This window comes from Nonomuraea sp. B12E4 (genome assembly GCF_039871825.1).
In the GTDB taxonomy this organism is placed as follows: domain Bacteria; phylum Actinomycetota; class Actinomycetes; order Streptosporangiales; family Streptosporangiaceae; genus Nonomuraea.
The window spans coordinates 243,237-255,386 of record NZ_JBDPME010000010.1; the positions used below are offsets into that span (position 1 = coordinate 243,237).

General features: G+C 71.4%; 12 protein-coding genes. 8 read left to right on the plus strand and 4 right to left on the minus strand.

Features of this window, described 5'->3' with window-relative positions:
• Positions 1 to 11 precede the first annotated feature (11 nt).
• Entirely contained in the window at positions 12 to 338 is a 327-nt protein-coding gene (locus tag ABGB18_RS24015; protein ID WP_347697819.1) for a hypothetical protein, read from the minus strand.
• Positions 339 to 494: 156 nt separating this feature from the next.
• Here ABGB18_RS24015 and ABGB18_RS24020 point away from each other — a divergent pair, with 156 nt between their 5' ends.
• The 3 genes from ABGB18_RS24020 (at position 495) to ABGB18_RS24030 (ending at position 3,236) form a co-directional block, all read left to right on the plus strand.
• Positions 495 to 1,286 (plus strand): thioesterase family protein, encoded by a 792-nt coding sequence (locus ABGB18_RS24020; protein ID WP_347697820.1) that lies wholly within the window; start codon positions 495 to 497, stop codon positions 1,284 to 1,286.
• A gap of 103 nt (positions 1,287 to 1,389) precedes the next feature.
• Positions 1,390 to 2,322 (plus strand): glutamate racemase, encoded by a 933-nt coding sequence (gene murI / locus ABGB18_RS24025; RefSeq protein WP_347697821.1) that lies wholly within the window; start codon positions 1,390 to 1,392, stop codon positions 2,320 to 2,322.
• Positions 2,323 to 2,483: 161 nt separating this feature from the next.
• Positions 2,484 to 3,236: an MBL fold metallo-hydrolase gene (locus tag ABGB18_RS24030; RefSeq protein ID WP_347697822.1), complete on the plus strand. Its 753-nt coding sequence runs from the start codon at positions 2,484 to 2,486 to the stop codon at positions 3,234 to 3,236.
• A gap of 10 nt (positions 3,237 to 3,246) precedes the next feature.
• Here ABGB18_RS24030 and ABGB18_RS24035 read toward each other — a convergent pair whose 3' ends face one another.
• Complete coding sequence (locus ABGB18_RS24035) at positions 3,247 to 4,500, minus strand: MFS transporter (protein ID WP_347697823.1); 1,254 nt, start codon at positions 4,498 to 4,500, stop codon at positions 3,247 to 3,249.
• Between the two features lie 53 nt (positions 4,501 to 4,553).
• Between ABGB18_RS24035 and rph the strand changes: the two genes are divergently transcribed.
• The 5 genes from rph to ABGB18_RS24060 all read left to right on the plus strand — a co-directional run bounded on the left by rph (position 4,554) and on the right by ABGB18_RS24060 (position 8,873).
• Entirely contained in the window at positions 4,554 to 5,273 is a 720-nt protein-coding gene (gene rph, locus ABGB18_RS24040; protein ID WP_347697824.1) for a ribonuclease PH, read from the plus strand.
• Complete coding sequence (gene rdgB / locus ABGB18_RS24045; protein ID WP_347697825.1) at positions 5,270 to 5,860, plus strand: RdgB/HAM1 family non-canonical purine NTP pyrophosphatase; 591 nt, start codon at positions 5,270 to 5,272, stop codon at positions 5,858 to 5,860. The genes rph and rdgB overlap by 4 nt, the downstream gene beginning before the upstream one ends.
• 46 nt (positions 5,861 to 5,906) lie before the next feature.
• Positions 5,907 to 7,628, plus strand: coding sequence for a molybdopterin-dependent oxidoreductase (locus ABGB18_RS24050; protein ID WP_347697826.1), 1,722 nt, complete (start codon positions 5,907 to 5,909; stop codon positions 7,626 to 7,628).
• Between the two features lie 88 nt (positions 7,629 to 7,716).
• Positions 7,717 to 8,607, plus strand: coding sequence for a toxin glutamine deamidase domain-containing protein (locus ABGB18_RS24055; RefSeq protein ID WP_347697827.1), 891 nt, complete (start codon positions 7,717 to 7,719; stop codon positions 8,605 to 8,607).
• Complete coding sequence (locus ABGB18_RS24060) at positions 8,604 to 8,873, plus strand: hypothetical protein (RefSeq protein ID WP_347697828.1); 270 nt, start codon at positions 8,604 to 8,606, stop codon at positions 8,871 to 8,873. Before ABGB18_RS24055 ends, ABGB18_RS24060 begins: the two co-directional genes overlap by 4 nt.
• Before the next feature lie 19 nt (positions 8,874 to 8,892).
• Here the strand turns inward: ABGB18_RS24060 and ABGB18_RS24065 are convergent, their stop codons facing one another.
• Complete coding sequence (locus ABGB18_RS24065; RefSeq protein ID WP_347697829.1) at positions 8,893 to 11,379, minus strand: FtsX-like permease family protein; 2,487 nt, start codon at positions 11,377 to 11,379, stop codon at positions 8,893 to 8,895.
• 1 nt (position 11,380) lies between these two features.
• Positions 11,381 to 12,133 carry an ABC transporter ATP-binding protein gene (locus ABGB18_RS24070; RefSeq protein ID WP_347697830.1) on the minus strand — a complete coding sequence of 251 codons (753 nt, stop codon included), beginning with the start codon at positions 12,131 to 12,133 and terminating at the stop codon, positions 11,381 to 11,383.
• Positions 12,134 to 12,150: the final 17 nt, after the last annotated feature.

The following is a 12,150-nucleotide window of genomic DNA, read 5'->3' on the forward strand; positions in this document are numbered from 1 at the left end:
TGAAAACGCTGTTACACGCGGTTCAGTTGTTTTCTGTGCACGCCGATGTGAACCTCGCCGCCGCCATAGTCCGCGACGCAGGACCACGGCACGAACGTGCAGCCCGCGTACACCAGCCGCGCCACCGTCCGCTGGAACCAGGACGCGCGGCCCTCGCGGTCGCGGGTGAGCCCGAGCAGCAGCGGCCCGCGCCGGCTGGAGACGACCAGGCCGTAGACGGTGTGGCTCTGCTGGAGCTCGCCCTTGTGCTTGATGACGCGGATGTCGACGACGAAACCGACCCACACCCCGTTCGAGTCCCAAACGGACTGACCGATGAGTTCGGTGACACTTGTCATGATCGAACCTTCTCAGCCGAATAGCGTTTTCGCAGGTAGGCGCGCTGATAAAGCGATCAAGCGGCATGGACCCGGGCACCCGGCGGGGCCCGGGGCGCGGCCCGCCGTAAAGTAGGGGAGCAACAGAATAAGGTTCCAGACGTGAGGCAGGCGCGGATGACCAAGTTCGACGAGGCCACGCAGGCGATCCGGGTCGAGGAGGGCTGCTACGACGTGTGCCTGGATCCCGGATACGCGATCGGGGGCCCGCTCAACGGCGGCTACCTCCTGGCCGTGATCCTGCGTGCGGCGGTGGACGCCTCTCCGTTCGAGCATCCGGTGAGCACGAGCGCCCAGTTCCTCAAGGCGCCCGTCCCCGGTCCCGCGCAGGTCAGGGTCGAGCCGCTCAAGTCGGGCAGGACGGCCGCGTTCGCCAGGGCCACGCTCGTGCAGGACGGCGTGGCGCAGATCGAGAGCCTGATCACCACGGCCACGCTGAACGAGGCCGAGCCCGTCTACACCGCGGCCCCGGCGTCCGGCATGCCCGACATCGAAGACTGCGCCAAGCTGCCCGACCCCAAGCCCGAGTCCAACATGACGCTGAACGCCCAGATGGAGCTGCTCTTCGACCCGCCCACGATCGGCTGGCTGAAGGGCGCGCCCACCGGCAGTCCCGAGTCCCGGGCGTACTTCCGGATGGCCGAGCCGCAGGACCCGGACCCGTACGTGCTGGCGCTGGCCGTGGACTCGCTGCCGCCCGTGGTGTTCTCGGCCGGTCTGCGGGGCTGGGCGCCGACCGTGGAGCTCACCTGGCACCTGCGCGCGCTGCCCGCCCCCGGCTGGCTCACGCTGCTCGGCGGCGGCCGGCTGATCTCCGGCGGCTGGTTCGACGAGGACGTCGAAGTACGCGACTCCACCGGCCGCCTGGTCGCCCAGTGCCGCCAGCTCGCCCGGGTCGGAAGGGGCTGAGGGTGACAAATGTGAGCAAGACAACACCGCAACAGGCTCACGTGTCGCAGCTGTGAGCATTCTTACGCAGTGTTGATCGCCCAGGTCGCCTACCCTCAAGAGCGTGCCGGACGCGAGTATTGGGATCTTCGACAGCGGAGTCGGTGGTTTGACGGTCGCCCGGGCGATCATCGACCAACTGCCCCACGAATCGATCACCTACGTGGCCGACACGGCCCGTCAGCCGTACGGGCCGAGACGCATCGCGGAGGTCCGCGCCTACGCCCTGGAGGTGATGGACCACCTCGTCGAGCACGACGTCAAGATGCTCGTGATCGCGTGCAACAGCGCCAGCGCCGCCGTGCTGCGCGACGCCCGCGAGCGCTACGACGTGCCGGTCGTCGAGGTGATCCAGCCCGCCACCAGGCGCGCGGTGCGAGCCACCCGCAACGGCAGGGTGGGAGTGATAGCCACCAGAGCCACCATCGACTCGATGGCCTATCACGACGCCTTCACCGCGGCGCCCGACGTGCGACTCACCGGCGTGGCCGCCCCACGCCTGGTGGAGTACGTCGAACGAGGAGAGACGATGAGTGACGAGCTCATCGAGGTCGTGCGCGACTACCTGGCACCCGTCAGGGCCGCCGGGTGTGACACCCTCATCCTCGGCTGCACCCACTACCCGCTGCTCACCGGCGCCATCTCGTATGTCGCCGGGGACGGAGTGACGCTGGTCTCCAGCGCCGAAGAGACGGCCAAGGACGTCTATCGAATCCTGCATGACCGCGATCTGGCGGCGGGAAGCGAGGCCACCCCCCGGCACCGCTTCCGCGCCACCGGCGACTCCTTGCTCTTCGCCCGCCTCGGGCGGCGTTTCCTGGGCCCGGAGATCGATGCGGTCGAAGTCGCACCAGTGGGGGGTACTAGCTTTAACGGCCGCTCGGCCGTGCCGGTGTCTGGACCGAGGAGCGGCGGGAGCGCGGCGTCCAGCGCGACGAGGGAAGACACCGGGTCTGAGCGCGGCGTCCAGCGCGACGAGGGACGACGCCAGGCCTGAGCGGCCGAGGCGCGACGCGGAGCGTCGCAAGAGCCGCTCGGCCGCGCCGGTGTCTGGGCTGAGGAGCGGCGGGAACGCAGCGACCAGAGTGACGAGGGAAGACGCCGGGTTTGAGCGGTTGAGCCGCGACGCGGAGCGTCGCACAGAGAGAAGGAGCCCACATGAAGGTGACCATCGTTGGATGTTCGGGCAGCTACCCCGGCCCCGACAGCCCCGCGTCCTGCTATCTGATCGAGGCGGCAGGATTCCGGCTGCTGCTCGATCTCGGCAGCGGCTCGCTGGGTGCGCTCCAACGCCACATCGGCCTGTACGACGTGGACGCGATATGCCTGTCCCACCTGCACGCCGACCACTGTCTCGACATTTGCGGCTATCACGTGGCCCGCACCTACGGGCCGCAGGCGCCCTACCCACCGGTGCCCGTCTACGCGCCGGCCGACGCGCCCGCCCGGCTGGCGGCCGCCTACGGCATGCCTGACGAGCCCGGCCTGGAGACCGCTTTCGACTTCGTGCCGCTGTCGCCGGGGTCGTTCGAGATCGGGCCGTTCACCCTCACCGCCGGGCTGGTCAACCACCCGGTCGAGGCGTACGGCTTCCGCGTGGCCAACGGCACCAGCTGCGTGGCCTACTCCGGCGACACCGGCGAGTCCGCCGAGTTGGTGAAGCTGGCCGCGGACGCCGACCTGCTGCTGTGCGAGGCGTCCTTCGTCGAGGGCCCCGACCTGCCCACCGGCCTGCACCTGACGGGCCGCCAGGCCGCCGAGCACGCCGTCAAGGCCGGCGTCGGCAGGCTCGTGCTCACCCACCTCGTCCCCTGGAACGACCCGGTGGTCGTGCTGGAGGAGGCCGCGGCAGGAGGTTATGACGGCCCTGTGGAGCTGGCCCGCAGCGGGGCGGTCTACGACCTGGGCTGAACGGGGACGTCTACGATCTGGCAGGCGTCTCGGTGAAGTCGCGCATGTGCGGCAGCGGGGAGAACACCAGCGGCAGGAACGCCAGCAGCCTGGCCCCCATGAACACCCACAGCGCCGCCCGGACGCCGATCTGGTTGGCGACCAGGCCGCCGAGCAGCGCGCCCAGCGGCAGAGTGCCCCAGACCACGAACCGCACCGACGCGTTGATCCGGCCGAGCAGGTGCTCGGGGGCGACGGTCTGCCGGTAGGTGATCTGGCCCACGTTCGACACGACCGCGCTCCACGAGAGCGCCATCGAGGTGATCGCGAAGCACACCATCCGCCAGTCCGCCTCTGTCAGGGGCAGCAGCAGGCCGAAGGGTGAGGCCACGATGACGGCCAGCCAGGTCGTCCTGGCGGTGCCGTACCTCCTGGATAACCAGCCGCTCGTGAGGCCGCCGAGCACGCCGCCGATCCCGCCGGACATGAGCAGCAGGCCGATCAGCCCCGGCGCCAACTTGACCACGTTGGCCAGGAACAGCACCGATAAGCTCACCACGGCGCTGACGCACAGGTTGATGGCGGCCGATGAGGTCGTCAGCATGCGCATCAGCCGGTCGTGCCACACGTACGCGAGTCCCTCGCCGATGCCACGCAGCAGCGGCGTGGGCTTCGTGAGCGCGGGCGGCTTGTCGGGCACCTTGATCGAGCGGAGGAAGAACACGGAGGCCAGCGCGCCCAGCGCGGTGGCGGTCATCGTGAGCGACGCGCCCAGCAACTGCACCAACATGCCCCCGACCCCCGGCCCGGCCAGGGACGCTCCCGAGCGCACGACCTCCAGTGTGGAGTTGCCGTCGCCGAGTTGCCGGGTGCTGACCACATCGGGCAGGTAGCTCTTGTCGGCCACGTCGTTGAAGACCTGGGCCACCCCCACCAGCAGCGCCACCACGAACAGCATCCCGATCGACAGCAGCCCGATCTCGGCCGCGAGAGGAATGCTGCCGAGCAGCACGAACCTGGCCAGGTCGGCCGCCATCATCACCCGTCGCCGGCGCAGCCTGTCGACCCACACTCCCGCGGGCAGGCCCAGCAGCAGGAACGCGGTCGTCTGCAGCGCGGACAACACGCCGACCTCCGCCGGACCGGCGTGCAGCAGCAATACCGCCACCAGTGGAAGAGCCACCCGTGAGATATTCGAGCCAACTTCGTTCGCGACATGCGAACTGACGAACCGACGGAAGTCAGGGTTTCGCAACACCCCCGTTGTCATTGCGTAAGGATCCATGTCGCGGACACATTTGGTCAAGGGTGTCGCGGCACGGAGATAGGGTGATCTGCATGTCCCGACAGGATGGCCGCAACCCTGACCAGCTACGTCCCATCACCATCACCAGGCAATGGCTGACTCATGCCGAGGGCTCGGTGCTGGTCGAGTTCGGCGGCACCAGGGTGTTGTGCGCCGCATCGGTCCAGGACAGCGTGCCGCGCTGGCGAAGAGGCAGCGGCCAGGGCTGGGTTACAGCCGAATATGCGATGCTGCCACGAGCGACGAATACTCGTAACGATCGAGAATCGGTTCGCGGCAAAATCGGCGGCAGGACGCATGAGATTTCCCGGTTGATCGGGCGCTCGCTGCGGGCCTGCGTCGATTACAAAGCGCTAGGCGAAAACTCCATTCTGCTCGACTGCGACGTGCTGCAGGCCGACGGCGGCACCAGGACCGCCGCGATCACCGGCGCCTACGTGGCGCTGGCCGACGCGATCGCCTGGATGCGCAAGCGCCGGATGTGCCCGGGCGACCCGCTGATCGCCTCCGTCTCCGCGGTGTCCGTCGGGGTGGTCGGCGCGCTGCCGATGCTCGACCTCTGCTACACCGAGGACGTCGCCGCCGAGACCGACATGAACGTCGTGATGACCGGCGAGGGCAGCTTCGTCGAGGTGCAGGGCACCGCCGAGGGCGCCCCGTTCGACCGCGGGGTGCTGGACAAGCTCCTCGACCTGGCCGTGTCCGGTTGCGCGGAGCTGACACTGATCCAGCAGGAGGCGCTGGCGTCATGAAGATCGTGCTGGCCACCCGCAACGCGGGCAAGATCGACGAGCTGCGCCGCATCCTGTCCGGGTTCGAGATCCTCGGGCTGGAGGAGTTCCCCTCGATCGGCGAGGTCGCGGAGACCGGGGTCACGTTCGAGGCCAACGCCCTGCTCAAGGCGCACGCCGTCGCCCAGGAGTCCGGGCTGCCCGCCGTGGCCGACGACTCCGGGCTGTGCGTCGACGTGCTCAACGGCATGCCGGGGGTCTTCTCCGCCCGCTGGGCCGGTCGGCACGGCGACGACCGGGCCAATCTCGACCTGCTGCTGGCCCAGGTCTCCGACGTGCCCGCCGACCGGTTGGGCGCGCACTTCGCCTGCTGTGCCGCGCTGGCGCTGCCCACGGGGGAGTTCCGTGTGGCCGAGGGCGTGCTGCGGGGTCACCTCGTCACCACGCCGCGGGGGAGCAACGGGTTCGGCTACGACCCGATCTTCGTGCCCGACGGCGAGGAGCGCACCACGGCCGAGCTGCCGCCGGACGAGAAGGACGCCATCAGCCATCGCGGGCGGGCCTTCCGCGCGCTGGCGCCGGTCGTCCGGGAGCTGCTCAGCTCGTAACCACCGCGTAAGAAACCCGCGGCGCGTCAGGGCGTACGTTCGGATCGTGCAGAGGAATGAGATGGTGCCCGTCTGGGCCGGCGCCCTGGCGGGGCTGGTGTCCGGGGGCGTCGCCCTGGGGATCGCGCAGCTCGTGGCCGGTGTCGTGGGGCCGGAGACCTTTCCGGTGGTGGCCGTCGGAGACCTGACGGTGGACCTGACGCCCGCTCCGCTCAAGGAGTTCGCGATCAGGACGTTCGGCGAGAACGACAAGGCGGTCCTCGTCGGCGGCGTTCTCGTGGTGCTCGCCGGGATCGCCGCCGTCATCGGAATCCTGGCCCGTCGCACGCTCGCCTACGGCTACGCGGGGCTGGCCGCGTTCGGGGTGGTCGGCCTGCTGGCGGTGCTGACCCGGCCGGACGCCGGGGTCCTGGACGCGCTGCCGACCGTGCTCGGCGTGGCGGCCGCCGTCTGGACCCTCTCCTGGCTGGTACGGCGGGCGGGGGGCGGGCAAGGCCTCGGCGAACCCGTCCTGGCGGACTCCCGCGCCGGCACCTCCGCCACAACGGCTTCCGCCACGCCCGGTTCCGGCACGACTGGCCACGGGGGCGCAGGCGAGGCTGCGGAGGATGCCGATGCGAGGCGGGCCGTGGCGGTCCGGCACGGGGATGACGGCGCTGTGGAGCGGCCCGCGGTGATGCGGGCCGGGACGGAGCCGCATGGTTTCGACCGGCGGCGGTTGCTGACCGGAGTGGCCGGCGGGGTGGTGGTCGCGGGGGCGGCGACCGTGCTCGGGCGGCAGCTCGGCGGGCGGCAGGCGGTGGACGCCGCGCGGGTGGGGGTGGCCCTGCCCAAGGCCGCGATCCCCGCCAAGCCCCTCCCGGCGGGTACCGACCTCCGCATCAACGGCTTGTCGCCATTTTTCACGAAAAATCAGGACTTCTATCGGGTGGACACCGCGCTCGTCGTCCCCCAGGTGAACCCCGCCGACTGGACGCTGCGCATCCACGGCCTGGTCGACCGCCCGGTCGAGCTCACGTACGACGACCTGCTGAAGATGCCGCTCACCGAGGCGGACGTCACGCTCACCTGCGTCTCCAACGAGGTCGGCGGCCCCTACGTCGGCAACGCCCGCTGGCTGGGCGTGCGCATGGCCGAGGTGCTGCGCCGGGCGGGCCTGCGCTCCGGCGCCGACATGCTCCTGTCCACCTCCACCGACGGCTTCACCTGCGGCACCCCGGTGGACGTGGTCATGGACGGGCGCGAGGCGCTGTTCGCCGTCGCGATGAACGGCGAGGCCCTCCCCGTCGAGCACGGTTTCCCGGTGCGCCAGGTGGTGCCCGGCCTGTACGGCTACGTGTCGGCCACCAAGTGGGTGGTGGACGTCAAGGTCACCACGTTCGACGCCGACGAGGCGTACTGGACGCCGCGCGGCTGGTCAGCCAAGGGTCCCATCAAGACCCAGTCACGCATCGACGTGCCCGGGTCGGGCGACTCGCTGCGGGCCGGCCGTACCAAGATCGCCGGCGTGGCGTGGGCGCAGCACACCGGGGTGGACGCGGTGGAGGTGCGGGTCGACGGCGGGCAGTGGAAGCAGGCGACGCTGGCCCAGGTGCCGGGTCCCGACACGTGGCGGCAGTGGTCGATCGACTGGGACCTGGCCGCCGGCGACCACACGATCCAGGTACGGGCGACCGACGCCTCCGGATACACCCAGACCGAGCAGCTCGCCCCGCCCGCGCCGGACGGCGCCACCGGCTGGCACACCATCACGGTGCAGGCGGCCTGAGCCGGCGGCCGCCCGCGTTTGAGGCGTTTGCCCAGGTAGAGCGGGTGGTTCTGGCGGCGAATCTGGCCGACTTCGCCTCCCTGTCACGGTGACGCCTCTACGATCGTTCGTCGAGCATGACAGGAGGCAGGCCGTGTTCCGCGAGCGCAAGCCGAGTGTCCGGTGGGTCCTACCAGAAGGCCGGTACAACCCCGCGGTGGCGGAGGGGGTGCGGTGGCTCGACTACGAGCGGGCCGCCGAGACCGACGCCGATCCCGCCCCTCCCGCCGCGGCGGTCGCCCCGGAGCCCGCGGCCGCTCCTGCCACCGCGAAGCCGGGAGAGCCGCTGGAGCCCGTGAAGCCTGCGGAGCACGCGGAGCACGACTGGTTCGACCGGGAGCAGCGGCCGCCCCGGCTCGCCGGCTCCCGGCCGTACGGCGTGCCGGGCGGGCTCGCGCGGCCGGACCCGCAGGTGGAGCGGGACCTGGCGGAGTCGCTGCGGCCCGGCGCGCGCTTTCCGGACCCGCGCGGCACCTGGGTGCGGCTGGTCAACGGCGGCGGGCCCGCCGACGACCCGTTCCGCGCCACCAACGCCGCCGACTGCGCGCTGGCCGTCCTGTCCACCTGGCACGGCGAGCCCGCTGCGGCCGCGCCCAGGCTGCCCGAGTACGACCGCATCGGCCGGCCTCTGCTGACCGGCGAGCGCGGCGGCACGGCCAGGATCGAGTGCTGGGTCGGGCACCGCCTCCAGTACGCGGGCCAGGGCCGGCACGCCTACCCGATGATCGCCCGGCGGCTGGGCGACGCCGGGCACGGAGCGGCCGCGGTCATCGTGGTGCGCTGGCCCGGCGGCGGCTGCCACGTCTGGAACGCGGTCAACACCGGCGGCGAGGTGATCTGGATCGACGCCCAGCGGGGGCACATGTCCGTCGAGCCGCCGTACACGACGGTGACCGGGGTGTTCTGCGTGATAATCGACCGGCAGGGACGGCCACGATGAACCATGACCAGGCCAGGGCACTGGCCGAAGAATACTTCAACGGCGTGCGGCCGCTGGACGAGGCCCTGTCGGTGGGGGTGCACGGGTTTCCCGGCGGCTATGTGGCGTGGGTGCGCGACCTCGACCCCGACGATCCCTCCCTGCTGCCGGAGACGCTCGGGGGCGGGTGCGTGGTGATCGACCGGGCCACGGGTGAGGTGGTGGCCCGGCCGCTGCTCGATCCGGAGACGGTCGCGGAGCTCTGGCCGGGCCGTACGCCCCGCTGAGGCACTCTGGACGCCCGGTTCACCCGGTCGCGAGGGAGTCGACGATCGAGGCCCGCGCGGCCCGGCGTGCCGGGAGCACGGCGGCCAGCACGCCCGCCAGCCCGGACAGCGCCACGAACAGCACGACCTGCGGCACGGGCACCGTGAGGACCGCGCCGGCCAGCATCGCCATGATGGCCGCCCAGCCGAAGACCCCGCCGAGCACCACCCCGATCAGCGCGCCGATCAGCCCGAGCACCAGCGCCTCGATCGAGAGCATTCCGCGCAGTTGCCGCCGGGTCAGCCCCAGGGCACGCAGCAGCGCCGACTCCCTGGTCCGCTCGTGCACCGACAGCGAGAGCGTGTTCGCGATGCCCAGCAGGGAGATCAGGATCGCCAGCCCGAGCAGCCCGGTGATGATCATGAGCACCATGTTCAGCGTCTCGTCGAACTCGCCGCGCATCTCGGTCGAGCTCGTCACCTGCACGACCGGGTACGCGGCCACGGCGGCGTCCACCACCTTCCTGGCCCGTTCCGGCGGCACGCCGTCCTTGATGCTGACCATCACCATCCTGTCCGGCACCGCGCCGAAGTACCGGTCGAACGCCCCTTCCGCCACCGTGACGGGCGGCAGCGACGACAGGGAGGCGTCGAGCAGCGCGGTCACCTTCAGCGCGACCTGCCCCGCCTCGGCCGTCTCCAGGGAGAGCGAGTCGCCGATCCGCGCGCCGAGTCGCTCGGCCGTGGTCTGGTCGAGCGCCACCTGCCCGGCGCCGAAGCCCGTCATGGTGCCGGAGACGACGGCGGGGGTGAACGGCCCGCTGTAGGTGCCGACGTCGACCCGCCGGCCCGCGAGCGTGGCCTTGACCTCGCGCATCTGCACCACCGAGGCCAGCTCGGGCCGCTCGCGCAGCTCTGCCGCCACCGATCTGGGCACGATGGACTCGCGTTCCTGGCTGGCCAGCAGGTAGTCGACCCCGAACTGCTCGTCGAGCTGCGCCGTCACCGTCGTCCTGGTGGACGCGGTGACCACCGAGATCAGCGTCATGAGCGTCACGCCGATCGTCAGCGCCACGGTCGTGGTCGCGGCCCGCTTCGGGTTGCGCGCCGAGTTCTCCACCGCGAGCCGTCCAGGCACCCCGAACAGCCTGGCCGGCAGCCAGCCGGTCACCGCGCTCAGCGGCTTGACCAGCACCGGGCCGAGGACCAGCACGGCCAGGAAGGTCGACACGCCCCCGGCCGCCACGACGATGAGCGCGAACTGCCCCGGGTCGAACATCAGCACGCCCGCGACGGTCGTGCCGAGCCCGGCCACGAGGAGGAGACCGGAGACGATCAGGCGCGGCAGGCCCGCGCGGAAGGCCGGCTCCTCCGCCTGGGCACGCAGCGCCGCGATCGGCGGGACCCGGGTGGCCGCCCTGGCGGGCAGCACGGCGGCGCCCACCGTGACCAGCAGGCCGACGGCCAGGCCGATGACCATCGTGCCAGGGGTGAGCGTGACGGTCGCGTCGGCGGGCAGCGGGGTGTCGAACCCGCTGAGCACGGTCAGGGCGAGCGTGGCCAGACCGTATCCGGCGAGCAGGCCCAGCGCGGAGGCGAGCACGCCCAACACGGCTGACTCCAGCAGGACCGAGCCGAACACCTGCGCCCGGGTGGCCCCCACGCACCGCAGCAACGCCATCTCCCTGGTGCGCTGCGCGACCAGGATGTTGAAGGTGTTGTAGATGACGAGCGCGGCCACCATCATCGCCACGACCCCGAACAGCAGCAGGGCCAGCGTGAACGAGCGCGCCTCCAGCCCGGCCGCCCTGGCCAGGTCGGCGGCCAGCTCTTCGCCGGTCTTGACCACGTTGCCGGTGCCCGCGGCCGCCGCGACGGCTTGCTCCAGCCTGGGGGCCTCGCCCACGACGTCGATCTCGCGGTAGCCCTTCGCGCCGGTCAGGCGCTGCGCGGTGGCGGTGGTGAAGCCGAGCGCGCCGGTGTAGCCCAGGGTCTGGTCCACGCCGGTGTCGATCAGCCCGACAAGCCTGAACCGGTGCTCGGCCCGCTCGTGGTCGAGCACGGTGATCGTGTCGCCGACCCGGAAGCCCTGGGCCTTGGCGGTGTTCTCGTCGAGCACGGCGGCCCGGTCGTCGGTGCCCGGGCCGGTGCCGGAGACGACGTTCGTGCGGTCGAGCGGGCCCCGGGCCACGGACAGTGCTGTGGTGGGCAGGACGCCGACGGTCTTGCCGTTCTTGCCCAGCAGCGGCGCCGGCCCGCGGACCAGGCCCTGGGCGTCGGTCACGCCGTCCAGCGCGCGGATCCGGTCCAGCAGCCGCTCGGGCAGCACGGCGTCCGCGTCCTCGGGCAGCACGGCCACGTCCACCTTGTCCGCGTCGGCCGTGACGCGCTGGTCGAAGGACACCTGGACGGCGTCGTTCAGCACGAACGTGCCGGCGATGAAGCCCACCCCCAGCAGGATCGCCAGCGCGGTCAGCATCAGCCTGAGCCGGTGCGCGCCCAGCCCGGCGAGTGCCGTTCTCAGCACCTCACGCCTCCAGCTTCACGAGCGTGTCCAGCACGGACTGCGGCGTCGGCGTGGCGAGCTCGGTGACCAGCTCTCCGTCGCGCAGGAACACCACCCGGTCGGCGTACGCGGCCGCCACCGGGTCGTGCGTGACCATGACGATGGTCTGGCCCAGCTCGCGTACGGAGGTGCGCAGGAAGGACAGGATCTCGGCGCCGCTGCGGGAGTCGAGGTTGCCCGTGGGCTCGTCGGCGAAGATCACCTGTGGCTTGCTGATGAGCGCCCTGGCCACGGCCACCCGCTGCTGCTGGCCGCCGGAGAGTTCGGCCGGCCGGTGCGAGAGCCGGTCCCGCAGCCCCACGGTGTCGATGACCCGGTCGAACAGCGACTGGTCGGCCTGCCGGGAGGCGATCTCCAGGGGCAGCAGGATGTTCTGCTCGGCGGTCAGCGTGGGCAACAGGTTGAACGCCTGGAAGACGAACCCGATCCGCTCGCGGCGCAGCCGGGTGAGCGGCCGGTCGTCCAGCGCGGTCAGCTCCACGTCGCCGATGTGCACGGTGCCGGAGGTGGCGGCGTCGAGGCCGGCCAGGCAGTGCATCAGGGTGGACTTGCCCGAGCCCGACGGGCCCATGATGGCGGTGAACGCGCCCGTGGCGAAGGCCACGTTCACTCCGCGCAGGGCGTGCACGCCGGCGTCGCCCTGGCCGTACACCTTGGTCAGATCGGTGGCCACCACGGCGGGTGGGGCCTGGCGCCGGTTCTCCGTGAGCGTCACGGTCACTCCTTGTCGGG

Bases quoted from the DNA above. Each gene is read 5' to 3' on its own strand.
- ABGB18_RS24015 (WP_347697819.1), bottom strand. From the start codon at position 338: ATGACAAGTGTCACCGAACTCATCGGTCAGTCCGTTTGGGACTCGAAC.
- ABGB18_RS24020 (WP_347697820.1), top strand. From the start codon at position 495: ATGACCAAGTTCGACGAGGCCACGCAGGCGATCCGGGTCGAGGAGGGC.
- ABGB18_RS24030 (WP_347697822.1), top strand. From the start codon at position 2,484: ATGAAGGTGACCATCGTTGGATGTTCGGGCAGCTACCCCGGCCCCGAC.
- ABGB18_RS24035 (WP_347697823.1), bottom strand. From the start codon at position 4,500: ATGGATCCTTACGCAATGACAACGGGGGTGTTGCGAAACCCTGACTTC.
- rph (WP_347697824.1), top strand. From the start codon at position 4,554: ATGTCCCGACAGGATGGCCGCAACCCTGACCAGCTACGTCCCATCACC.
- rdgB (WP_347697825.1), top strand. From the start codon at position 5,270: ATGAAGATCGTGCTGGCCACCCGCAACGCGGGCAAGATCGACGAGCTG.
- ABGB18_RS24060 (WP_347697828.1), top strand. From the start codon at position 8,604: ATGAACCATGACCAGGCCAGGGCACTGGCCGAAGAATACTTCAACGGC.